This window comes from Paenibacillus sp. 10L310 (assembly GCF_056395745.1).
On record NZ_JBFTKC010000004.1, the window covers coordinates 36310 to 60329 of the forward strand.

Annotated in this window: 24 protein-coding genes; 19 read left to right on the forward strand and 5 right to left on the reverse strand. The window is 46.9% G+C overall.

What is annotated here, in order from left to right; genetic code table 11:
• Nucleotides 1-58 precede the first annotated feature (58 nt).
• The gene (locus AC1DE7_RS12380; protein ID WP_315370460.1) at nt 59-2239 is read left to right on the forward strand and encodes a HelD family protein; all 2181 of its coding nucleotides are present in this window, start codon (nt 59-61) and stop codon (nt 2237-2239) included.
• Between the two features lie 123 nt (nt 2240-2362).
• Here the strand turns inward: AC1DE7_RS12380 and AC1DE7_RS12385 are convergent, their stop codons facing one another.
• From AC1DE7_RS12385 to AC1DE7_RS12395, 3 genes are read right to left on the reverse strand one after another with little or no spacing between them, the layout of a single operon-like run.
• On the reverse strand, nt 2363-2977 hold the full coding sequence (locus AC1DE7_RS12385; protein WP_477534459.1) for a DMT family transporter: 615 nt from the start codon (nt 2975-2977) through the stop codon (nt 2363-2365).
• Nucleotides 2978-2997: 20 nt separating this feature from the next.
• Complete coding sequence (locus AC1DE7_RS12390) at nt 2998-3264, reverse strand: EamA family transporter (RefSeq protein WP_477534460.1); 267 nt, start codon at nt 3262-3264, stop codon at nt 2998-3000.
• Nucleotides 3261-4004, reverse strand: a complete 744-nt coding sequence (locus AC1DE7_RS12395) for an SDR family NAD(P)-dependent oxidoreductase (RefSeq protein ID WP_477534461.1) — start codon at nt 4002-4004, stop codon at nt 3261-3263. Before AC1DE7_RS12395 ends, AC1DE7_RS12390 begins: the two co-directional genes overlap by 4 nt.
• 137 nt (nt 4005-4141) lie before the next feature.
• Here AC1DE7_RS12395 and AC1DE7_RS12400 point away from each other — a divergent pair, with 137 nt between their 5' ends.
• From AC1DE7_RS12400 to crcB, 4 genes are read left to right on the forward strand one after another with little or no spacing between them, the layout of a single operon-like run.
• Complete coding sequence (locus tag AC1DE7_RS12400; RefSeq protein WP_477534589.1) at nt 4142-5032, forward strand: LysR family transcriptional regulator; 891 nt, start codon at nt 4142-4144, stop codon at nt 5030-5032.
• 42 nt (nt 5033-5074) lie between these two features.
• The gene (locus tag AC1DE7_RS12405; RefSeq protein WP_282320419.1) at nt 5075-6382 is read left to right on the forward strand and encodes a replication-associated recombination protein A; all 1308 of its coding nucleotides are present in this window, start codon (nt 5075-5077) and stop codon (nt 6380-6382) included.
• Between the two features lie 33 nt (nt 6383-6415).
• On the forward strand, nt 6416-6817 hold the full coding sequence (locus AC1DE7_RS12410) for a fluoride efflux transporter FluC (protein WP_477534462.1): 402 nt from the start codon (nt 6416-6418) through the stop codon (nt 6815-6817).
• Entirely contained in the window at nt 6814-7173 is a 360-nt protein-coding gene (gene crcB, locus AC1DE7_RS12415) for a fluoride efflux transporter CrcB (RefSeq protein WP_340984376.1), read from the forward strand. Before AC1DE7_RS12410 ends, crcB begins: the two co-directional genes overlap by 4 nt.
• Nucleotides 7174-7304: 131 nt before the next feature.
• Here the strand turns inward: crcB and mnmA are convergent, their stop codons facing one another.
• Complete coding sequence (mnmA, locus tag AC1DE7_RS12420; RefSeq protein ID WP_036616942.1) at nt 7305-8429, reverse strand: tRNA 2-thiouridine(34) synthase MnmA; 1125 nt, start codon at nt 8427-8429, stop codon at nt 7305-7307.
• A gap of 321 nt (nt 8430-8750) precedes the next feature.
• On the opposite strand from mnmA, the gene cymR reads away from it, so the two are divergent.
• A complete protein-coding gene (gene cymR, locus AC1DE7_RS12425) occupies nt 8751-9170 on the forward strand; it encodes a cysteine metabolism transcriptional regulator CymR (RefSeq protein WP_017686811.1) in 420 nt (139 codons plus the stop codon).
• A 182-nt stretch (nt 9171-9352) separates the two neighbouring features.
• On the opposite strand, the gene AC1DE7_RS12430 is transcribed toward cymR, so the two are convergent.
• Nucleotides 9353-9748 carry a hypothetical protein gene (locus tag AC1DE7_RS12430; RefSeq protein ID WP_477534463.1) on the reverse strand — a complete coding sequence of 132 codons (396 nt, stop codon included), beginning with the start codon at nt 9746-9748 and terminating at the stop codon, nt 9353-9355.
• Between the two features lie 132 nt (nt 9749-9880).
• On the opposite strand from AC1DE7_RS12430, the gene AC1DE7_RS12435 reads away from it, so the two are divergent.
• The 13 genes from AC1DE7_RS12435 to AC1DE7_RS12495 all read left to right on the forward strand — a co-directional run bounded on the left by AC1DE7_RS12435 (nt 9881) and on the right by AC1DE7_RS12495 (nt 23973).
• Nucleotides 9881-11032, forward strand: coding sequence for a cysteine desulfurase family protein (locus AC1DE7_RS12435; protein WP_477534464.1), 1152 nt, complete (start codon nt 9881-9883; stop codon nt 11030-11032).
• Nucleotides 11033-11196: 164 nt separating this feature from the next.
• Nucleotides 11197-11718, forward strand: coding sequence for a PRC-barrel domain-containing protein (locus AC1DE7_RS12440; protein ID WP_017686814.1), 522 nt, complete (start codon nt 11197-11199; stop codon nt 11716-11718).
• Between the two features lie 10 nt (nt 11719-11728).
• Entirely contained in the window at nt 11729-11938 is a 210-nt protein-coding gene (locus tag AC1DE7_RS12445) for a hypothetical protein (protein WP_017686815.1), read from the forward strand.
• Nucleotides 11939-12234: 296 nt separating this feature from the next.
• Entirely contained in the window at nt 12235-13302 is a 1068-nt protein-coding gene (locus AC1DE7_RS12450; protein WP_076212453.1) for an AI-2E family transporter, read from the forward strand.
• Nucleotides 13303-13737: 435 nt separating this feature from the next.
• Complete coding sequence (alaS, locus tag AC1DE7_RS12455) at nt 13738-16368, forward strand: alanine--tRNA ligase (protein WP_477534465.1); 2631 nt, start codon at nt 13738-13740, stop codon at nt 16366-16368.
• A 242-nt stretch (nt 16369-16610) separates the two neighbouring features.
• Entirely contained in the window at nt 16611-16871 is a 261-nt protein-coding gene (locus tag AC1DE7_RS12460) for an IreB family regulatory phosphoprotein (RefSeq protein ID WP_036616950.1), read from the forward strand.
• A 128-nt stretch (nt 16872-16999) separates the two neighbouring features.
• Nucleotides 17000-17416: a Holliday junction resolvase RuvX gene (gene ruvX, locus AC1DE7_RS12465; RefSeq protein WP_036616953.1), complete on the forward strand. Its 417-nt coding sequence runs from the start codon at nt 17000-17002 to the stop codon at nt 17414-17416.
• Nucleotides 17417-17428: 12 nt separating this feature from the next.
• A complete protein-coding gene (locus AC1DE7_RS12470) occupies nt 17429-17728 on the forward strand; it encodes a DUF1292 domain-containing protein (protein WP_017686820.1) in 300 nt (99 codons plus the stop codon).
• The gene (locus AC1DE7_RS12475) at nt 17729-18043 is read left to right on the forward strand and encodes a DUF1292 domain-containing protein (protein WP_339284013.1); all 315 of its coding nucleotides are present in this window, start codon (nt 17729-17731) and stop codon (nt 18041-18043) included.
• 76 nt (nt 18044-18119) lie between these two features.
• Entirely contained in the window at nt 18120-19160 is a 1041-nt protein-coding gene (gene mltG / locus AC1DE7_RS12480) for an endolytic transglycosylase MltG (RefSeq protein ID WP_235193974.1), read from the forward strand.
• Between the two features lie 14 nt (nt 19161-19174).
• Nucleotides 19175-20104 (forward strand): peptidase U32 family protein, encoded by a 930-nt coding sequence (locus AC1DE7_RS12485; RefSeq protein ID WP_036616959.1) that lies wholly within the window; start codon nt 19175-19177, stop codon nt 20102-20104.
• Between the two features lie 17 nt (nt 20105-20121).
• Entirely contained in the window at nt 20122-21450 is a 1329-nt protein-coding gene (locus tag AC1DE7_RS12490) for a peptidase U32 family protein (RefSeq protein WP_076252944.1), read from the forward strand.
• 234 nt (nt 21451-21684) lie between these two features.
• Nucleotides 21685-23973, forward strand: a complete 2289-nt coding sequence (locus tag AC1DE7_RS12495) for a methyl-accepting chemotaxis protein (protein ID WP_445253589.1) — start codon at nt 21685-21687, stop codon at nt 23971-23973.
• Nucleotides 23974-24020 lie beyond the last annotated feature (47 nt).

Here is a 24020-nt window from a genome sequence, read left to right on the forward strand (position 1 = left end):
TGTATTGCCAGATCTAGGCGATGCAGAGCAAAACATATTCTTAGGAGGTAACTGAAACATGTCAGACAGCTTTCAAAGTGCCTATCAAGAAGAAGAGTACAGGTTAGAGCGAACGATGGAGGAAGTGGATAGTCAGCTGGAACGACTGCAGAACATTCCGGTATACACCGGCCACGACTTCACAGAACAAGTGCTGGAAGCTGGACGCGAAGAGCGCCGCACCGCCTTGTCCAAGAGCGCGCAGCAACCCTATTTCGGACGCTTGGATTTCGAAGAACAGGGCAGTGGTGCACGGAAACCGCTGTATATTGGCAAAATTGGCGTAGACCGCGAAGAGGTGGGAGAGCATCCGCTCGTCATCGACTGGCGTGCTCCTGTCGCAAGCCTGTTTTACTCATTTACGGGAGGGGAAGCCTCCGCTACGTATGAAGCCCCGGAAGGGCTTATTGAAGGTCTCGTATATCTGAAACGAAACGTTGTCATTCGGCAGCGGATATTGGAACGTGTGGCGGATACATATAACCGTGACAGCGACCAGCCAGCGGTATCTGATGAATTCCTCGTTTATCGTTTGGGAGAGAACAAGGATAACAAACTGCGTGATATCGTATCTACGATTCAAGCGGAGCAGGATCTGATTATTCGTGCGGCGAGAAACACTGCATTGATCATTCAGGGTGTAGCTGGATCCGGGAAAACGACGGTTGCCCTGCATCGGCTTGCCTTTTTGCTATATCAGTACAAGGAGCAGGTATCTGCAGAGAAAATGGTTATTTTTGCGCCCAACCACATGTTTCTGGATTACATCTCGGATGTGCTTCCGGAACTTGGAGTAGGGGACATTCAACAGCGGACATTCCCGGATTGGGCGATGAACCTGCTGGGGCTGGATATGCCTTTGGCGAATACGTCGGATACATTGAACACCTGGTTCGAAAAACCTGATGCACGACCTGAATTGAATGATGATGTACCTGGGCGTTACAAAGGATCCATCCGTTTCATGGAGCTTATTCGAGAATGGTTGTCGGGGATGGAAGCGGATTCCGTACCGGATATGGACTTCAGTCCATGGGATGGTAAGGTGCTCAGCAAGACGGAGATCGAGAACTGGTTCGGTGAGGAATACAAACATTATCCACTAGCCAAACGCAAAGAACGGGTCATGGCGCGGGTTCACCGCTGGATTGAGATGGAACTTAAGAAACCGATGCCAGAAGCTGTGCGCAAAGAACGCAAGAAAAAAGCGTCTACTCGTGAGAAAGCCTATGCCAAAAAATGGCCTCAATACGAGCCGCTTACGTTATACAAACAGCTGTTCAAAGCTGGAAAGGGCGGCTCTGTGCCAGCCTCGCTCAGCGGGCTGATTCCAAAACTAGTCATGAAACAAACGGCAACAGATCTGAAACAGGATATCGTCCGTGAAGAGGATCTGCCTGCATTGGTATACATTCATACATTGGTCCATGATATCGAGGGCTCGGAGCGGTTTGATCATATTGTGATCGATGAAGCGCAGGACTTTTCCCCTTTTCATGTGGCGTTATTGGATCAGTTCGTCAAAGGGCATTCCTTCACCATACTGGGTGACTTGTCTCAAGGCATTCATGAGTACCGTGGTGTTCATGCGTGGGAAGAGATGAGTTCTTTATTTCCTGAGGAACAGAATGCATACTTTGCATTGACCCGAAGTTATCGTTCAACGATGGAAATTATCGATTATGCCAACACGATTCTGGAACGTGGTGTCAAGAGCGGGATTACGGCGATTCCTGTTTTCCGTAGTGGTGATCCGGTTCGGACGTTGGCTTATGGAGGCGAAGGGCGGACGGCGAGTCTGGAGCAGGCTTTGAAGCTGTTAACGGTCAAAGACTACCGAACGGTCTCCATCCTGACTCGTACACTGCATGAAGCAGAGGAACTTCACCGTGACCTACAGGCCGCAGGCTGGGATCTAAACTTGATCGATGGTGGCAAAAAGCAGTACACAGGTGGGCACTCCGTTTTACCGGTCTATCTGTCTAAAGGGTTGGAGTTTGATGCCGTTATTGTGGCAGACGTAGATCAGAAGCATTATTTGCCAAATGCAGGTGATGCAAAGCTGTTGTACGTTGGTTGTACACGGGCCTTGCACGAATTGTGGTTGTTCCATGACGGTGAACTGCCGATCTATGCGGCTGCAACACATAATCCCGATGGCGAGTCCGTAACCATTCAGGGTTGGCCAGAGCTTGGCTAGATAAAGTTTATTTATACAGAAAAAGGCATGACGTTTATGGAGAGTCCCATAAGCGCATGCCTTTTTTGCTTTTGTGCGAGAAATGATTAATCTTCCAAGGAAGAACGATTGGGGAGTTCAAGTTTATGTTACGCTATTTCTCATTCTGGATGAGCGACGGTTCACCAGGAATATGCCAACACCAATAAATAAACCGCCTGCTAATGCAAACCACTGAACGTGCTCTCCTAGTAAAATCCAACTCGATAGTACACCAAAGAACGGCGCCAGAAACAGATACGAACTGGTTTGGGCTGGGTCACTATTCTGAAGCAAATAAAACCAGAGTGAAAACTGAATGATGGAGCAAACAAGCGTTAACCAGAGCAGCGCCATAACCGAAGTGGTATTGACCATAAAGTGAGGCTGTTCAGTCCATACGCTCAGTAGAAGCAACGCAGCACCTCCCGCGAGCATCTGATAGGCTGTTAAGACAAAAGTATCGTAACCATTACCCCAGCGTTTGATGAGCAATGTGGACACGGCAAAGGAGATCGCACCACCAAATCCAATCCAGGTTCCGGGGCTAAAGCTCATCTGCATTCCAAAAGTTAACATAATCCCGATGAAACCGAGTATAACACCGATCCACTGACTGAAACGGTAGGTCACTCTATATAAGAGAGCACTGAGGATAATGACCAGTAGCGGATTGGTAAACGTAATAATGGCGGATTCACCGGATGTAATCCAGTTCATGCTGTAGTAGGCGCAGCCCATCACTCCTGCGGATGGAACAGGCCAATGAGGATTATTTTCAACCAAGACTGCCATCCAGTAGGCAAAGGACGTTTGCGAAGGAACAAGGCCATCAAGCCACCTGCCAGTATATAACGTATGCCCATGAGCAGGAAAGGTGGGGCATATAACATGCCGATCTTGCCAACTGGAAAAGAAGTGCCCATGATTAACGTTGTCAAAATGATCAATAATGTATATTTCAATGGTTTGATGATCCGGGTATCTTTATCATGACTGGAGCTCATAACGTCTGTCCGCTATCTACAGTAATTAGTTGCCCGGTCATGGATTGCTGTTCCAGCGCAGCACAGATCATGTGTGCGATATCTTCAGGTGAGGCAATATGCTGTAATAACACTTCTCCACCAAGACGATACATTCGCTCCTCGTTTCCAGCCCACCACCTTGTAGCAACTGCGCCAGGGACGATAGCATTCACCCGAATGTGTGGTGAGAGTGCGTGCGCAAGTGATAAAGTTAGACCGTGAACGGCCGCTTTGGAGACGGCGTAAGGGAGGCAGGAGCCCGAGCCCGTACTGCCTGCGATGCTGCCCAAATTCACGATAGAACCACCGCCAGCCTGTCTCATGCCTTCCGTCACTGCACGAGCGCAATGAAACATGCCTTTCACATTCACATCAAGTAGCTCATTCCAGACGTCATCTGTAACAGACTCCAGATCGTGCATGGGGATATGACGCGTGATTCCGGCGTTATTTACAAGTGCAGTGATCGGGCCGTAGGTTTCAGTTATTGTAGTGACCATCCGCCGGACATCAAGATCCTTGGCAACATTAGCTTGAACGGCGAATGCATGGCCTCCCGTATCCAAAATGTGTTGAACAGTCTCTCTTGCTGCATCTTGTGAGCGGGAATAGTTGACAGCGACTAAGGCTCCGCGTTCAGCGAGCATCTCACTTACAGCACGGCCTATACCTGTTCCACCACCTGTGATCAGAGCAACTCTATTTTTCCAGTATGTCATGCTGAACACTCCTTATCATCATCCAGTCAGATGACTGGTTTGGGATCTACATGAATTGTAGTCCGGTTTACACATGAAGTATAATGATTGGTAATGAAGCGGATATCATTTTGAATGATGTCAGAGTGGGGGGGACTATGGAGAGCGGGGATCTTAGAATATTTCAGTGTGTTGCACAGGAAGGGAATCTGACCAAAGCTGCTACTAAACTGGGGTATGTTCAATCCAACGTAACGGCACGAATCCGGCATCTGGAAGCAGAAGTAGGTACAACGTTGTTCATTCGTCATAACCGAGGTATGACGTTATCTCCAGCCGGAGAAATGTTGCTGACCTATGCAGATAAAATTATTGGCTTGCTGAATGATGCTTCCAAGGCGCTTCGGGCGACGAGCACACCATCGGGTCCAATGCGAATAGGTTCTACACAAACCTCAGCGGCCGTGCGGCTACCTGAACTTTTCGTCAGATATTACAAACAGTATCCAGATGTCTCCTTGTCACTGGTTACTGGCAATTCGCAGATGCTTATGGATCAGGTTATTGGGTATGAATTGGAGGGAGCATTTATAGGCTGTCCCTGTGATCATCCTGATATCGTTTCTATTCCCGTATTTGATGAGGAACTATTTGTTGTCTATTCTGGTATGGGTCCTACGGATGAAGATCTTAAGAGTAAACCTATTCTTGTCTACAGCATGGGGTGTTCCTATCGTCAGGTTTTGGAGGAATGGTTAGAGGTGGGTGGTGTTACCCGTCCAGTAATTATGGAATTCGGAACCCTTGAAGCGATTATTAGTGGAGTTACGTCCGGTATGGGAATTTCCTTATTACCAGAGATTGTGATTAGGCATCAGATCAAAAATGGATTATTGCGCACGCATACACTCCCCGTAGGTATGAATCGCATGATGACTCATTTTATTACTCGCAAGGATGCCTTTGTCAGCAGTGCACTTCATGCATTTATGGCTATGTTACCGCGAGAGTATGATATGATAGAGAGTGGAGAACCATCAGAAGTGTAATTGTAATCAAGGCAAGGCAATCCGTTAAGGAAGTGATGAGCAATGGATTTATTTTCGTTTCAACAGGACTCAAAACCACAAGCTAGACTGCTCGCGGACCGCTTGCGGCCAGAGCATCTGGATGAATATATTGGACAGGAACATATTATTGGACCGGGGAAATTACTCCGGCGCGCCATCGAGGCTGATCAGATTTCGTCCATCTTGTTATACGGCCCTCCGGGATGTGGCAAGACAACATTGGCACATATTATTTCCCAGCAAACGCAAGGACAGTTCGTACGTCTGAATGCAGTGGAAGCTTCCGTCAAGGATGTGCGTGAAGTCATCGAACAGGCCCAAACGAACAAACAGCTGTATGGAACAAAAACCATTTTGTTCCTCGACGAGGTACATCGGTTTAACAGTTCACGTCAGGATGCGCTATTGCCAGCGGTAGAGAAGGGTACGATTATTTTTATCGGCGCAACAACAGAGAATCCCTTTCATTATGTCAATGGAGCCTTGATGAGTCGCTCCACCCTGTTCCAGCTGGAATCGTTGAACAAGGATCATTCCCTAATTGCAATGCGCAGAGCATTGAGTGATGTGGACAAAGGTCTGGGGTTCATGGAACTACAGGCGGACGATGAGGCGCTAGAGCATATTGCCACGATGGCCAACGGAGATATTCGGCGTGCGCTTAATGCACTTGAACTGGCTGCGTTGACCACGCCACCGGAGAAGGATGGGTCCATTCATATCACGCTTGGTGTAGCTGAAGAGTCTATTCGGCGCCCCATTGTGAAGGCAGATGAATCCACACAGTATGATGTGCTGTCTGCATTTCACAAGAGTATTCGGGGTTCCAGTGATGCGGCGTTGTTTTGGTTTCTATACGCGGTGGAGAAGCTCGGCATGGACCCGATGACCTTCATTCGGCGTCTGATTGCAGCGAGCAGTGAAGATATTGGACTTGCGAACCCGCAAGCCATGACTCAGGCGATTGGAGCACTTGATGCGTACCGAAATAACGGCTGGCCCGAAGCCAAGCTGAACATTGCACAAGCGATTCTGTTCGCGGTCGAAAGTCCAAAATCCAATGCGGTGTACACCGCCATTTCCAAAGCCATGAACGCGATTGATGAGGTGAAATCGGCAGAAGTTCCGCTTCACTTGCGAGATACGCATTACTCGGGTGCCGTGAAGCTTGGACATGAGGGTTATCAATATCCACACAACTATCCGGGGCATTACGTGAAACAAGAATATTTGCCAAAGCAGCTCTCACGGAGAGTATTCTATGAGGCAACGGAGCAGGGTAACGAATCGAAGATCAGGCTGAACCAACAGCGGCGCAGAGATCTATAAGATCAGTCAGATCACTCGGGAGATGCACACAACATGAAAGAGCTTTTGTATATAGGGGCGGGTGGGTTTCTCGGTACATTGACCCGATATGCCATACAGTTAGGGATACCAACTGTCCATGGGGGGTTCCCATGGGCAGTGCTGTTAATCAATGCGATTGGCAGCCTTTTTTTGGGTTGGTTCTTTACCATAGCTGTTCCAGGCAAAATAACACCACAACTTCGACTGGCGATTGGTACAGGTTTTACTGGCGCATTTACGACATTTTCCACGTTTACACTGGATATTGTTCGTTTATCCGAAGGGGGCGAATGGATCAGTGCCGCTATTTATTTGATCGTGAGTCTGTTGGCAGGATTGTTGCTCTGTGCGCTGGGAATGAGCCTTGGAAAGCGTATGTTGGGAGCACAAAGACAAGAGGGTGATGCCTCATGATCCTGTGGATTGGTTTTGCAGGTGTGTTGGGTGCAGTACTGCGTTACAGTCTGGGAAAATGGGTCTCTGGCTTGCTGGGACCGGCTTTTCCGTGGGGAACATGGATCATCAACGTCAGTGGTTCACTGCTGCTTGGGTTGTTATATGGGTGGCATGTATCTGCAATGATCTCAGATGGAATCTGGGTGATGTGGGGAACCGGATTTTGCGGTGCGTACACCACGTTCTCTACCTTTGGTTATGAGACGTTAGGACTTATGGGTCGACAACGATACGCAAGCGCGGCGCTCTACGTTGTCAGTTCGGTTCTAGTTGGGGTGTTGGCCGCCTGGGCAGGAGTCTGGTTGACTGCATAACGAACTATTTTTTATTTTTTTGCAAAAATAAGCAGGAAAAAAGCCATCCTTCATGGTATACATGAAAGACGGCTTTTTTTATAGGGATACACGGTATTGTGTATAATCCGCATTTTAATGGACAAGCTCTATTATTGCATTGCGGGTACAGGTACTTTTTGCACCTGATCGATCGTACCCCCACCCAGGCAGACCTCTCCGTCGTAGAAAACAACGGCTTGTCCTGGCGTGATGGCTTTTTGCTGCTGGTCAAATTGTACATCCACACTTCCATCTTCCTGCCAGGTCAATGTTACACCTTGATCCGGCTGACGATAGCGGAATTTGGCAGTACAACGGTATGGCACATTAGGCATGTGCTCTGCACCAGCAATCCAGTTCACACCCGTTGCGGTAAGACCAGTAGAGTACAGGCTTGCATGGGCATCGCCCTGAACAACAAGTAGTTGATTCTTCTCCAGGTTCTTGTCTGCAACGAACCAGGGTTCACCATTGCCGGAACCACCAATGCCAAGACCTTGGCGCTGTCCAAGTGTGTAGTACATCAGACCGTCGTGGCGACCTTTGACTTCACCGGTTGCGATATCAACCATGTCTCCACCTTTGGCAGGCAGATAGTTACTCAGGAACTCTTTGAAATTACGCTCACCGATAAAGCAGACACCTGTGCTGTCTTTTTTCTTGGCAGTATACAAACCAGCCGCTTCTGCGATTTTGCGTACTTCCGGTTTGGGCAGATGACCAATCGGGAACATGGCTTTGGACAGCTGGTTCTGATTGAGTGCGTTAAGGAAATACGTTTGATCCTTATTGTTGTCCACACCACGAAGCAACTTGAGTGTGCCATCTTCTTCAATCAGACGAGCATAGTGTCCTGTGGCTACATAATCTGCGCCGAGATCCAGAGCTTTGTTCAGGAATTCACCAAATTTGATCTCACGATTACACATGACATCCGGATTTGGCGTGCGGCCCGACTTATATTCATCAAGGAAATAGGTAAATACTTTATCAAAATATTCTTTCTCGAAGTTGACAGTGTAGTAAGGAATGCCGATCTGTTCACATACGCGGCGTACATCCTCTGAATCTTCTTCAGCGGTACAGTGGCCGAACTCGTCGGTGTCATCCCAGTTTTTCATGAAAATGCCGATGACATCGTACCCTTGCTCTTTCAGCAGCAGTGCGGTAACGGAAGAATCGACACCTCCGGACATGCCAACGACGACCCGTGTATTTTCAATTGTTTTGGACATCGTTATCACCATTTCTATATATAAATGTGTTTCGTTTCTTATTCTAGCATAACCGGACTCAAGATACGATACACCCGGCCAATTTTGGATAGTGTCCACCACAGACGCACATTTTGGAATATCGTCAATCTTTCTTTTCCATAAAGCATGCAGATATGTTAACATTAGCTGAGGGTTATGATCGGAATACGGAGGATTAGAAGGTTTATGCTAATCTCAATGCATCTCCGCTGTGGACAGATCGTGAAACAGACGGTCATGGACCATAGGATTAAATATAAAGTTTCCAATCGTTTCTGAAAATTGAAAGAGGTGACTCCTTTGAAAATATCGACAAAAGGCCGTTACGGCCTCACAATCATGATGGAGCTTGCTGCCAGAATAGGCGAAGGCCCTACATCACTTAAAAGCATTGCTGAGCGCAACCAGCTCTCGGAGCATTACTTGGAGCAACTGATTGCTCCACTGCGTAATGCAGGACTGGTGAAAAGCATTAGAGGTGCTTACGGCGGTTATATCCTTGCGGGTGATCCTGCAACCGTGACTGCAGGCGATGTAATCCGTGTACTGGAAGGGCCAATCTCTCCAGTAGACTTCACGGAGGAAGATGATCCGGCGAAACGTGATCTGTGGTTGCGTATTCGTGACGGGATTGCGGAAGTATTGGATTCCACAACACTGAAAGACCTGATTACCTTCCAGGATCAGGACAAAAAAGACAGCTACATGTTCTATATTTAAGGTCACTAATTCGCATCACAGAAGACACAATAAAGCCCCCAACTTGGGGGCTTTAGACATGCCAATGGGTACTTTGTTCTGTTCTTCAATTTCTACGGATTATTTTAATTGAGTAGGGCTATGTATTCAGCCGTGGGATTTACAAGATGGTCAAGTGTGAACTTAACTGGATCACTTGTAAATCAGCGACCTTTTAAGGTTTCTATATCAGCTTCCATGCGTAACTGGCGGCGATTCAAAATATCAATGCTGTGCTGCTGGGTATTCAATTCGGTAGTTACTTTGCGTTCAGAGGCGGAGTGGGAAGCGTCAAGACGTTTCGTAATAGTCAATGTTTCCAGAACAGCTTGTTGAAGAAGCGGAATGTTTTTAGTTTGTTCCTCTATGGTGTCCAATCTGCCATCCATGGTATTCAGTCTGTCATCGACAGTGTCTAGTCTGTTCTCTACGGCACCGAGCCTCTCTTCCATAACATCGAGTCGGTGGTTTATTTTTCCAAGATGTCCATCAATACTGTCGAATCGTTTGTCCATTTGTTGAAGCTGATTCAGAATCTGCCCGAGAATGGGATCACTCATGTCTCTCTCTCCTTTTTGAAATGGATATATAACATTATACACGAAGATGTGACAATAGAGCATCCGTTTCAATTTCCAATTTTAATAGTTTGCCATGAGATAGAAATTTAACATATAACGGGGTGAAGATAAATGAAACGAATTTATTTGGATCACGCCGCATCGACACCTATGCATCCACAAGTCGCAGAAGCGATGATGAACGTCATGACAGGACAATTTGGCAATGCATCAAGTATCCATGCCTTTGGGCGTGAGGCCAAACGGACTGTCAGCGGAGCAAGGGATGTCATTGCGGCGTCTTTGGGCTGTTTCCCGGACGAATTGGTATTCACCGGAGGTGGCACGGAGAGCGACAATCTGGCAATCTTTGGAGCAGTGGCATCCAGGCAGGATAAGGGGAAACACGTCATTACGACCGCAATTGAGCACCATGCTGTCTTGCATACGTGTCAGGAATTGGAGAGGCAAGGTTATGAAGTAACCTATCTATCTGTGGATCGTCATGGACGAATAAATCTGGATGAGTTGCAAGAGGCCATTCGGCCGGATACGGTGCTGATTACCATGATGTATGCCAACAATGAAGTAGGCACGATTCAGCCGATCCGTGAGGTGGGTGAGCTTGCACGTCAGCATAATATCCTTTTCCATACCGATGCGGTTCAGGCTCTGGGCAGCCAGAATATTTCCTGTAAGGAACTGCCTGTGGATCTGATCAGCTTCTCTGCGCATAAAATCAACGGACCTCAGGGTGTGGGTGCACTCTATGTACGGCGAGGAATTGTGCTGGAAGCAAGAGCTCACGGTGGGTTGCAAGAGCGTCAGCGTCGGGCTGGTACGGAAAATATCGCAGGTATTACCGGATTTGCAGAGGCTCTCAAGATTGCATCAGCACAGACGGAAGTGCATCGTCAGCATGATTTGGAATTGCGTAAACTTTTGTTGGAACAGCTTGAAATTCATGTGGGTACGGAGCACTTTCACGTGAATGGACACCTGGAGCATACGCTGCCAAACATCCTGAATATCAGCTTTCCGGAAGTGTCCACAGAGACGATGTTAATGAATCTGGATATGGAAGGAATTGCTGTTGCAAGCGGTTCTGCCTGCACTTCCGGTTCACTTGAAGTCTCTCATGTGCTCAAAGCGATGAAATTGCCTGAAACATTTTTACACTCTGCGATTCGATTTAGCTGGGGATTGGGTAATACTACGGAAGAAATCATGATAACCGCCGAAAAAATTGGAACCATTCTTGGACGACTGCGTAATAGACCCTAAGGGGAACTTTACACATGGAACAGAAGGAGGGAAGAAGTTCCATTTCATCGGTTGGATAGAAGCGGTTTTGATGATCGGCGTCTGATTGCCACTCATCAACTTTGGGCATACCTAGCAATAGCGCCGCGCCTATTTAATGATAAGAAGATGAGGGGGACCCAGCGATGAAGCTTCAGGAAATGATCGGACTTGCCGTTTTTGATGTTGAGGACGGGAAGCAGGTCGGTAAAATCCAGGATTTCATTGTGAATGATGATTGGGAGATCGAAGGCATTGAGCTTGAGAACAAAGGTCTGTTTACCAATCATGTCAAAATCGTGCAGTGGCAAGATATCGTTGCCTACGGCGAAGATGCCGTCATGATCCGTAATCAACAGGCTGTCCGCAAGACGGGAGCCGACGACATAAAATACACGTACCTCCTCGGTCGGTCTAAATTGAAGGAGATGTCCGTGCTCACCGAAGAAGGTTTGCTGCTCGGGCGTGTCTCCGATGTTTATTTTGACCAAGAGTTGGGAAATACAATAATAGGGATTGAAATTACGGACGGTTTTGTGTCCGATCTGATCGAGGGCCGCAAATGGCTGCCATGTACAAGCGATATGTCCATCGGGGAAAGTGCCATTATGGTGCCGTCTCTGAGTGAACAACGCTTGGAAAATGCCATTCATTCTGTTAATGGATAGGTGAATGAATATGAAATGTCCAAACTGTAGTTCCAAAGATATCGGGAAAATTGGTTCCCACCAGTTTTATTGCTGGGGATGCTTTATTGAATTAACGGTGAACGGTGAGAAAATGTCTGTATATCAGGTGGAAGAAGACGGTACGCTGAGTTCCCTGGATGATCTGTTTTTCGGGGACGAGCTGCCACAAGACTTCCCTCATCTTCACGCTTCTTCTTAATAAGCTGAATAACTTCCTCTATATGCGGTTTCATGACAATGTCTGTCATGGGAGGCTGTCGCTAATTGTTGGCAGATGTATATAGATGCGGTTACATAGTGGTTCGGCTGGTGTATGGTTGATTATATGCTAACCCGTACTGCAAAATGCGCTTCCTTCTCTGATGAAGGAGGCGTTTTTTTTGGGTTTAAGAAAAAATGTTCGGATTACTCTTTTCCACTTCTGCGCTGTGTTAATAAATATTACCTTTCCTACATATACTGACTCTCAGAGCCAGTCCAAAAGGAGAGATGCAAGTGGAGCAATTAACCAAAAACAAGCTGTTCCGTTACGCGATCTGGCTGCTGCTCGGATTGATCATTTTATATTTTATCTGGCTGCTGCGGCCTTTACTACTTCACATATATGCGTTCCTGAAAACAGTGCTGGCACCCTTTATCGTAGCCCTTATCATATCCTATGTACTTAATCCGATTGTCAGCATGCTGGGAGGGCGCAAGGTGCCGCGTACGATTGCGGTACTACTCATATATGCCTTTTTCCTGACCTGCCTCGGTGTCATTCTGATGAATGTCATTCCGGTATTGATTGAACAGCTAGGGGAACTCAACGAGCATATGCCGGAACTGTCCATGCGTGCCCAGAGCCTGATGAACAATATGGATCACAAATTAATGCCGCCAAGTGTGCGAACAGGCATGAACAGTTGGTTTTTTCAGATGGAGGATCGACTAACTCAGGGAATTACTGTGCTTATGGACAATATCGGGGCGACCATTAATGTGTTATTCAATGTGTTTATCGTGCCATTTCTGATCTTTTATATGTTAAAAGACTTTGAGGTGTTTGAGCGCACCATTGTGGCGTATCTTCCGCGTTCACGTCGGAAAGCGATTGTCTCGGTGATGAAAGAGATCGATACTGCACTGGGGAACTACATTCGGGGACAGTTTATTGTCTGTGTCATTGTTGGTATCTTTGCCTACATTGGTTATATCGTCATTGATATGCCGTATGCCCTGCTACTTGCAAGCATTGTAGCTGTGTTTAACATTGTGCCCTACTTGGGGCCGTTCCTTGGAGCTGCTCCTGCTGTGGTCATGGCATCAACCGTATCGTTTAAAATGGTACTACTTGTTGTCATTGTGAACACACTGTGCCAGGTGTTGGAGAGTAACGTTATTTCTCCTCAGGTGGTGGGACGTACGTTGCATCTGCATCCACTGTCGATTATATTTGCACTGCTCGTCGGAGGTGAACTGGCAGGCATTGTAGGTTTAATTCTGGCAGTACCTGTTTTTGCCGTGCTGAAGGTGATTGTGCAACACTTTTTCGCCTATTACATCAAACGAAGGACCGACTAAATAGCAGGGTTAAAACATCAACGAGACCGCGTTGACACCCGCTTGTGCTACCGATATAATGAGTGTGTATGTTGAGAACATGAAATCGATGATGAAATAAAGTACGTCGAGGGTTCCTTTCCTCAGAGAATAGACTTCATCGGATCAGGGTGAGCCTGAACTGATGGCTGGAAGAGTCTTGAAAGATGAAGCGGCGGAAAGCTAATTTCGGAGTGCAGGACAACCCTGCCGGGAGCGACCGTTATTTCGCATGAACGAGGAGATTGTTTGTTTGTCCGGGCAGCAAGGGATGAACAGCAATAACCAGGGTGGTACCGCGATAACATCGTCCCTGATTATTCAGGGGCGTTTTTTGTGTTTATTTTTACAAAAACAATGTTGACCAACCGGAGCGAATACGCAACGGACTATTATAATTTAATGGGGGCATCCAGTATGAAAGCCAGTGAAATCCGGTCCAAATGGATAGAGTTTTTTGCAAGTAAAGGTCACAAAATCGAGCCGAGCGCATCGCTCGTGCCTCACAACGATCCTTCTCTTTTGTGGATCAATGCAGGTATGGCACCGCTCAAACCATATTTTGACGGACGTGAGAAGCCGGAGAACCCGCGTCTTGCGAACTCCCAAAAATGTATCCGTACCAATGATATCGAGAATGTTGGTAAAACACGTCGTCACCATACGTTCTTCGAAATGCTCGGCAACTTCTCTATTGGAGATTACTTCAAGGAAGAGACCGTAACATGGGCTTGGGAATTCTTGACCAGCAAAGAGTGGATCGGATTCGATCCGGAACGTCTTTCCGTAACGGTATATCCGGAAGATGAAGAAGCTTTCAAACTGTGGAACGAAAAAGTAGGACTGCCTGCTGAGCGTATCATTAAATTGGATGAAAACTTCTGGGATATCGGCGAAGGCCCATGTGGACCTTGTACCGAGATCTTCTATGACCGCGGCGAAGCTTACGGAAACGACATGAGCGATCCTGAAATGTATCCAGGTGGGGAAAACGAACGTTACCTGGAAGTATGGAATCTGGTATTCTCCCAGTTCAACCATAACAAGGACGGCAGCTACACACCGCTTCCTAACAAAAACATTGATACAGGTGCAGGTTTGGAGCGTTTTGCTTCCATTCTGCAAAATGTGGATTCCAACTTCGACACAGACCTGTTCCAACCGATGATTCAAAGAACAGCCGCTCTTGCGGGTGTGAAATATAACGACAGCGTAGAGATTGATGTTGCATTGAAAGTCATTGCCGATCATATCCGTACGGTTGCTTTTGCAGTAGGTGATGGCGTTCTGCCAAGTAATGAAGGACGTGGATATGTCATCCGTCGCTTGCTTCGCCGTGCAGTTCGTTATGGAAAAGTGCTTGGACTTGACCGTCCATTCCTGTATGAATTGACAACAACCGTTGGTGAAGTGATGGGCATGTACTACCCTGAGGTAGTAGACAAACAGGAGTTCATCGCCAAAGTAATCAAAACCGAGGAAGAGCGTTTCCACGAAACACTAACAGATGGTCTGGCTATTCTGGCTGATATCAGCGGCACAGCCAAATCCGAAGGACGCACCGTTATTAGCGGACCTGAAGCTTTCAAGCTGTATGATACGTACGGTTTCCCGTTTGACCTGACAGAAGATTATGCAGCAGAGCATGGTCTGACTGTGGACCGAGAAGGATTTGATGCTTCCATGCAGAAACAACGTGAGCTTGGACGTGCTGGGCGTCAAGAGAACGAGAGCATGAAAGTTCAAGGCGGACCACTTGCTGATCTGGAGGTTAAAAGCGAGTTTGTTGGTTATACTGACCTGTTGACGGAAGCAAAAGTGGTAGCCATCGTAGCCGGTGATGCCCTTGTTGAATCTGTAGGCGAAGGACAGATGTGTCAGGTTGTTCTGGACAAGACTCCGTTCTACGCGGAAAGTGGCGGTCAAGTGAGTGATCAGGGCTTGCTGCGAGGTGCTGGTGTATCAGCGAAAGTACAAGGTTTGTTCAAAGCTCCACTTGGACAACATGTACATCTGGTGAATGTGGAGTCTGGTGAACTGCGTGTAGGCGATGTGATTAATGCCGAAGTAGACTCAGCGAAACGTGGCGACATTATCAAAAACCATACGGCTACCCACTTGCTGCACAAGGCACTCAAAGATGTGCTCGGAACACATGTAAACCAGGCAGGATCGCTCGTAGAGCCACAACGTCTGCGGTTTGACTTCTCTCACTTCGGTAGTATTACGCCGGAAGAGTTGACAGAGATTGAACGTCAGGTGAATGAACAGATCTGGAATCGTCTGAACGTGAACATCGAGCTGAAAGCTATTGATGAAGCTAAAGAAATGGGTGCAATGGCCCTGTTTGGCGAAAAATATGGAGATATTGTACGTGTTGTTCAAGTAGGAGACTACAGTGTGGAACTTTGTGGCGGCTGTCACGTAAATAATACTTCAGAGATTGGAATCTTCAAACTGGTGAGCGAGAGTGGAATTGGCTCCGGCGTACGCCGGATCGAAGCTGTAACTGGCCGCGGCGCATATCTGTATGTGGAAAGCCAGTTGGAACTGCTTAAACAATCAGCAGCACTGCTCAAAGCAAATGTGGCTGATGTACCTAAACGGATTGAAGGTCTGAACCAACAACTGAAAGAAGCAGCCAGAGAGACTGAATCCCTGCAAAGCAAGCTGAGTGCTATGGAAGCGGGTCAATTGACCGATCAAGTGGTACAAGCAGGAAATACACAATTGCTGGCAGCACGCGTAGATGCTCCGAACATGGATGCGCTGCGTACAGTGGCAGATGAGTTGAAAGTAAAATTGCCTAACGCGGTACTCGTATTGGGTGCTCCAGCGGACGGCAAAGTGAATTTTGTTGTAGCAGTACCTGCTGAACAAGTAAAACAAGGATTACACGCAGGCAAAATCGTCAAAGAAGTCGCAGCAGTATGCGGCGGCGGTGGCGGTGGACGTCCAGATATGGCGCAAGCCGGAGGTAAGGATGCGACCAAGCTGGATGAAGCGCTGAAACTGGCGGTTTCGCTGGTTAGCGGGCATAATGCATAAATCCATTGAGCGGCTTTCAATCGTCAAAAAATAAATCGAAATGGTTCTGTTCGTTTATTTTTTGTACCCGAGAGCGTGTGGAATCGAATGATGCAATATGCTGAAGCCAGTAAAGGACAAGCAAAAAACACAATTGCCTTATCCTTTGTTTACTTGTGGCAGTCAGAATATGTTATTATATAAACAGAAATCAATTCGGCAGGACATGGTCCCCATGTTCATGCAGGAGCGAGGTGTCATCAATGGACTCCATGGATAAGACGGTTAAATTTAATGTGAAAGGTGACGAACAGGAAGCATCATCCAAAGAGATTCTTCTCACGGTATATGATGCATTGGTCGATAAGGAGTATAATCCGATCAACCAAATTGTTGGGTATCTGATTTCTGGAGACCCGGCATACATTCCTCGTCACAACAACGCACGTAGTCTGGTCCGTAAAAAGGAGCGCGATGAGCTGATTGAAGAGCTTGTACGTTCCTATCTGGCCAATCACCGGTAATGTACGCCGCTTCCGCTGTGTTGCAGCCTTGCAGGCAGCGGGAAATGAACCGACAGAAGACAGCCTGAAGCTTGAGAAGGCGATTATTTGTAATCGACCTGAGCAGGCCCCAGGATGGGAGAGCATGGATGAAAATATTAGGTTTGGACTATGGGGACCGAAGAATCGGAGTTGCCGCGAGTGACGCCTTCGGTTGGACTGCCCAGGGATTGGAAGTGCTAGAACGCCGCCGTGATGAAGGCGAGTTCGCTCGGATTGCCGAACTTGTGCGTGAGCATGAGATTAGTGAGATCGTAGTCGGACTTCCCAAAAACATGAACGGCACCGTAGGACCGCGCGGTGAGATATGCATTGCTTTTGCCGATCGCCTGCGGGATGAACTGAATTTACCTGTTCACCTTTGGGATGAACGGCTGACAACCATGGCAGCAGAACGTACGCTGATTGAAGCGGATGTCAGTCGGAAAAAACGCAAACAGGTTGTGGACAAAATGGCCGCAAGCTTGATTTTGCAAAATTATTTGGATGCCAATAGTAGAAGGTGAGGGGGATCAACAATGGCTGAAGATCAACTGGGTATGGAAGAAGAAGCGGAAATTATTTACATTGCGGATGACGAGGGTAATGAAGAGGAATTCGAAGTCATTATGAAGTTTGAAGTAGATGGTTCGGAGGCCAAGTACATGATGGTTGCTCCGGTTGAACCTGAAGATGGCGAAACGGATGTATATGCATTCCGTTATGAAGAAGAGGGCGACGATATTAAACTTTTCGTCATCCAAGATGATGCCGAATGGGATATCGTTGAGGAGACGTTTAATACATTTCTTGCTGAAGATGAAGAGGAAGCGAACTAAATGACGGAATATAGCCGCAAAGACCTGAAATGGACAGATTCACTGCGTCTGGCATTCGGTGCTCATGTTGAGCTCGAAGAAGAGAACGGTAAATCACAACCGTATGACTTGTTGGCTGAGTTCGAAGTGAACGGTCAACAGTACGCGGTGCTCCGCAGTTCGTTGCGACCTTATGACGAGGTTGAACTTCTGCGGGTATCACCTGGAAGTGAAGACCAGATCATTCCAGAGTTAGTTACGATCGACGATGACGATGAGTGGGAGAACATCTCGGAACTGTATGATGAGTGTACACTCCCCATTGACGAAGATTAAATCAGCTTCAAATTGAAGAAACCGGGAGGGCGGAGAAGTCCGCTCTTTTTGGTTGTGTAAAGGAGTTGTTTCTTTTTTGAAAGGGAAAGCAATTGTAGTCATACTGCTTATCATTGTAGTTCTTGCCGGAGGCGCAGGCGGTTACGTATGGAGTATGATGCGTCCTGTGGAAGCTTCTACAGAACCGGTCGTATTCGAGATTAAGAGCGGATCGGGAACTTCGAAAATCGCGGATCAGCTTCAAGAAGAAGGCCTCATTCGAAGTGGGTTAACCTTCAAAGGGTATTTAAAGTGGAAGAAACTAGGTTCTAATTTCATGGCGGGTACATATTCAATGAATCCTGGCGTGACATATGATGAGATTGTTAGCAAGCTGAGTAGTGGCGAAGTTGTACCGGAAGAAATGGTGAAATTTACGATTCCGGAGGGTTATAACGTTCTGCAAATGGCGGGTAAGCTTTCTTATGAGCATGTAGTAGATCGGGATGAATTCATCAAGCTGGCCAATGATCCTTCGGCCTTTGATGTAGATATCATCAAAGATATTCCAGTGGATGAAGAACTTCGCTACGTATTGGAAGGGTATCTATTCCCGGAGACGTATGAGCTGAAAAAGGGAAGTTCCACGCATGATGTGATGCAACGGATGCTGGAAGAATTCCAGACCAAGATTAATTCCATTCCTGATTTGGAAGCCAAGCTCCAGGAAAAGAACCTTTCCCTGCATGAACTGCTGACGATCGCGTCACTCGTGGAGAAAGAAGTTGTAGTGGACGAGGAACGTGCTCTGGTTGCAGGTGTAATCTACAATCGGATCAATCAGGATATGAAGCTGGAGATTGATGCTACCGTGCAATATCTGCTCGACAGACCGAAGGAACGATTGTTTTTCAAGGATCTAAAGGTGAAAAGTCCCTATAATACGTATCTGAACAAAGGCTTGCCACCAGGTCCAATTGCCAGTCCAAGTCTTCCGTCCATTGAGGCAGCGCTAAATCCGGAAGCTTCGGAGTATCTGTTCTATGTGACAAAAAAGGATGGCTCGTCTGGACATCTATTTGCCAAAACGTATAAGGAACACCAGCAAAATATAGCCAAAAGTAAGGCTGCGCAATAAGCGGAGGGGATTATATGAGTAAGAAACATGAACTGCTCGTTACAGCAGCGAATGTGAAAGAGGCAGAAGTGCTTCTCCAGGCTGGAGCAGATGCTCTGGTCATTGGAGATGATCGATTCGGCATGCGTCTTCCAGGCAGCTTTAGCGTGGAAGAGACAGCAGAGGTGGTTGCCATTGCAGCCAAACATCAGGCGCGTGTGTATGTATCCATGACTAATCTGATGTCCAACGAACTGTTGAAAGAATTGCCTGAATATGTTCAAGCACTTGGCAGAATCGGTATTGATGGTGTGGAGTTTAATGACCCATCCGTGCTGGCCACCATGAAGGAATACGCTCCACATGTGAAGCTGCACTGGAATGCGGAGATGACTTCAACGAACTATGCGACGGCCAACTATTGGGGAACCAAGGGAGCGAGTCGCGTTGTACTTGCCCGAGAGTTGAATATGGACGAGTTGACGGAAATGGTTCCTTTTCTGAAGGTCGAGGCTCAGGTTCAGGTGCATGGCATGACGAATATTTATCATTCCAAGCGCAGTCTGGTGCAAAGTTATATGGCTCATCAAGGACGGCCGGTTGAGGGACATCTGGGCAAAGAACGGGGATTGTTCCTGATCGAGGCTGAACGCCGGGATGAGAAATTCCCGATCTATGAGGATATTAACGGTACACACATTATGAGCTCAGAGGATATATGTATCCTCGAAGATCTTCATCTGTTGATGGAGGCGGGTGTGCACAGTTTCAAAATTGAAGGTATGTTAAAATCACTCACCTACAATGAAGCTGTTGTACGTGCATATCGGACAGCGATTGACAGTTATGTAGCCGATGCTGATGCATATGCGTTCTCTGAAGAGTGGCTCGCTGAGGTGCGGAAGTTACAGGACCCTGAACGTGAATTGTCGTTTGGATTTTTCTATAAAGAACAAGTGTATTAATAGACGAGGTGAACAGAATGGAAACAGTGGCGGTACAGCGGAAGTTTTCGGGGAAACGTAACCGTCTGGACAAACCGGAGCTGCTAGCTCCGGCGGGTAATCTGGAAAAACTGAAATTTGCGATCCATTACGGTGCAGATGCCGTATATATTGGTGGACAGGCCTATGGACTGCGTTCCAACGCGGATAACTTCAGCTTTGAAGAGATGCGTGAAGGTGTGGAGTTTGCCAAAAAGTATGGAGCCAAGGTGTTCGTAGCGACAAACATCTATGCACATAATGAGGATGTTGAGGGTATCGAAACGTACCTGCAAAACCTCTATAATGCGGGAATCTCTGCGATCATCGTAGCTGATCCAGCTATTATTGAAGTAGCCCTTCGTGCTGTGCCAGGCCTTGAGGTACATCTAAGTACTCAACAATCCACACTCAACTGGCAAGCCGTGAAGTTCTGGAAAGATGAAGGACTTCCACGTGTTGTTCTCGGACGTGAGACCAGCTTTGAAGAGATTGAAGAAATCAAGGCCAATGTGGATATTGAAATTGAAGCCTTTATTCATGGGGCGATGTGTTCGTCGTATTCCGGACGTTGTGTGCTCTCCAATCACTTTACGGATCGTGACTCCAACCGGGGCGGCTGTTGCCAGTCTTGTCGCTGGAAGTATGATCTGTTCGAGGATGCGAGAGAAGATACGGTGTGGGTCAGCGAAGAGGACATGCAGATGAAGGCACCTGCACCATTCAAACTGGGTGAGAATCAGCTTCCTCTGTTCCAGGAACAGGATAATTCATTCTCCATGGGATCTAAGGATCTGTGCATGATTGGCCATATTCCCGAGTTGATTGATGTGGGCGTGGACAGTTTCAAGATCGAAGGGCGTATGAAATCGATCCACTACGTGGCAACTGTGGTTAACGTATACCGTCAAGCTATTGATGCCTATATGGCAGACCCGGAAAATTATGTTCTGAAACCTGAATGGGTTGAAGAAATGAACAAAGCGGCGAATCGCCCGCTGAATACCGGATTTTTCTATGATACACCAGACCATGAAGATCATATCTATGAACCGGAAGAAAAGGCTGTACCTTTTGACTTCGCTGGATTGGTCATGGGGTATGATGCTGAAACAGGAATGGCAACCATTCAACAGCGCAATCACTTCAAACCAGGACAGGAAATTGAATTTTTCGGCCCGGGAGGTCACTTTTTCAAACAGGTCGTCGGTGAAATACAGGATGAAGAAGGCAATGTTCTAGATGCTGCTCGTCACCCGTTGCAACTGATTAAAATGAAGGTAGATCAACCGGTTTCGTACTTCGATATGATGAGAAAAAAGAAGTAGGCTCAAATACCTACAATGTGTCAATATTGTATTATAATTTAACAACATAGTGTTATGAAATTTACATGGGGACCTCCGTTTATCGGCAGATGGGGGTCTTTTTTTTATAGAAAAATAGGAATAAAGTTGTAAAATATTTCTGGGAAGTGAAAGGGGAACGAAGAAAGCTGTCGAATACTACATATTTATAGGGGAGAGAAAGAAAAATCTAACAAGTAAATTACTGGCAGGTGAATGGGATTGGTTCAAAAGAAGCAGGAAGACAGTGGGGAGCAAGTGACAAAAGCCGAGCAGGTTAATCCTGAGAAGGTTCAGAAAATGAAGAAAGAAAAAGTAGTCAAAAGCAAAACAACAGGCAGTGGCAAAAAAATGTTTAAGATTGACCGCAGCAAGCTCAACCTGGGCTGGATCAAGACTGATTGGGTGAAGAAACAATTTAAAAACCGGGATTGGAAAAACATTGGAGGTTCCTCTTTCCAACAGATTAAGAAGGCAAATCCGGTTAAATCCGTAGGGGTTAAACTGTTCTTGATCTTTTTTGCGGGGATTATGATTTTTGTAGTGAGTTTAGGTCTATTATCCTATTCGAAGGCCAAAGGTACGATAGAGAAAAATGCCTCGCGTGCCAATCAGGAGACCATTGATCAGACCAAGCAAAAAATGGACATCATTTTGGAGCGGTTTGTCGATACATCCACACAGATTTTCTTTGATCCGGAAATGCAGTCCTTGCTACAAAAAATGTCAGATACGAATTTGACTGCGTATGATACATTCGTGAACTCAAGTTCAATCAACAAGCAACTGTCCAATGTTGCATTTACAAATAAATCTATGGAAGCGATTTATTTGGTACCTACGGACGATACAAAGTCCATTATGGGTACCGGCAGCAACAGTTCATCCATGGGCAGCATTCGCCAGGAAGCATGGTACAGTGAGTTAATTGAGGCGGGCGGTTATCGCTGGCTTCCAACTGAGGTCAAAGAAGGTGGCTCAACGCCAACGTTTAAAATTGCACGTTCCATGAAAAACTTGCAGGGGACTACTCAGTCGTATGTTCTGGTTATTGAACTGAAACTGGAAGTTTTGGAGGAACAATTGAAATCGCTTGATCTGGGGCCAGGAGCTATTCTTCAACTAATTGCTCCGGATAATAAAGTGGTTGCATCTTCCATCTCGGATCGTACAGGACAAGATACAGAGCTTGCATTTGTCAAAGAGTTGACCGAACCAGCAGGTAGTACGAATACGGAGTATACAGTAGATGGCAAATCTACGGAAATGCTGGCTGTATACAGTACGATGGATACATCCAATTGGAAACTGGTTGGTATGATACCTACCTCTGTTTTGGTTCAGGACGCAAAAGGCATTCTGACTCTGACCCTGTGGATGGCGCTGATTGATGCGGGGATTGCAGTATTGATCGGGATCTGGATGGTGCGTATGATCGCTCGTCCACTTGGCAAATTGAAAGACCTGATGCAGGAAGGTGCGAAAGGTAATCTTAAAGTTCGTACACCATATAGCTCCCAGGATGAAATTGGTCAGCTCTCGACTGCCTTCAATCTGATGATGGAGCAGATCACTAAGCTGGTTGAACAAACCAATCGTTCTGCGCAGGAAGTATTGGATACGGCCTCTGAGCTGAGCAGTGCATCCAAGAAAACGGCTGTGTCTGCTTCGGAGATTGCCGTAGCTACAGAAGAGATCGCGGGCGGTGCAGGCAGTTTGGCAACTGAAGCGGAACGTGGCAATGAATTAACTGACAATATCTCTCGTCAGATGCAGAGTGTAATCGCTGCTAATGAACAGATGGGTGATTCTGCTCGTCATGTAGAGAAGTCCAGTCAGACAGGAACACAACATCTGAATCAGTTGATGACCAAAACCCAGAAGACAGAAGAAATGATTGGTGCACTGGTGAATAAGGTTGATTCGTTGAAAGAGAGTACGTCTTCTGTTCTGAAAGTGCTTGAAGTGCTGCAAAACATAACGAAACAGACAAATATCCTTTCCCTGAATGCAACCATTGAAGCAGCACGTGCCGGTGCAGCCGGACGCGGATTCATGGTGGTGGCTGATGAGGTTCGTCAGCTCGCGGCTCAATCGAGACAATCCATTGAGATGGTTGGAGAGATTACAGACAAAATCATGACTGAAATGAATGAGACCGTGGATGCTTTGTCGGCAGCTTATCCGTTATTCAAGGAACAGATGGATGCGGTTAAAGACACCAACGTCATCTTTGCTTCCGTACAGGAACAGATGGGTGCCTTTGTGGAACGTCTGGGCATGGTGACGGGTTCTATTGGGGATTTGAACAAATCTCAAGGTACGTTGTCTGAAGCCATGAGCAATGTCAGCGCTGTAGCTGAAGAATCTTCTGCAACGTCCCAAGAAGTAGCTTCCTTGAGCAGTGAACAGCAAAATATCAGTAACCAGCTGGTCAATCTGTCTGGCAAACTGGAGAATGTGTCTACTGAACTGAAAGAAACCTTGTCACGCTTTACGGTGTAACAAGCCAAGGTTGAAATGAGGAGAACCTGTCCCGCACATGGGACAGG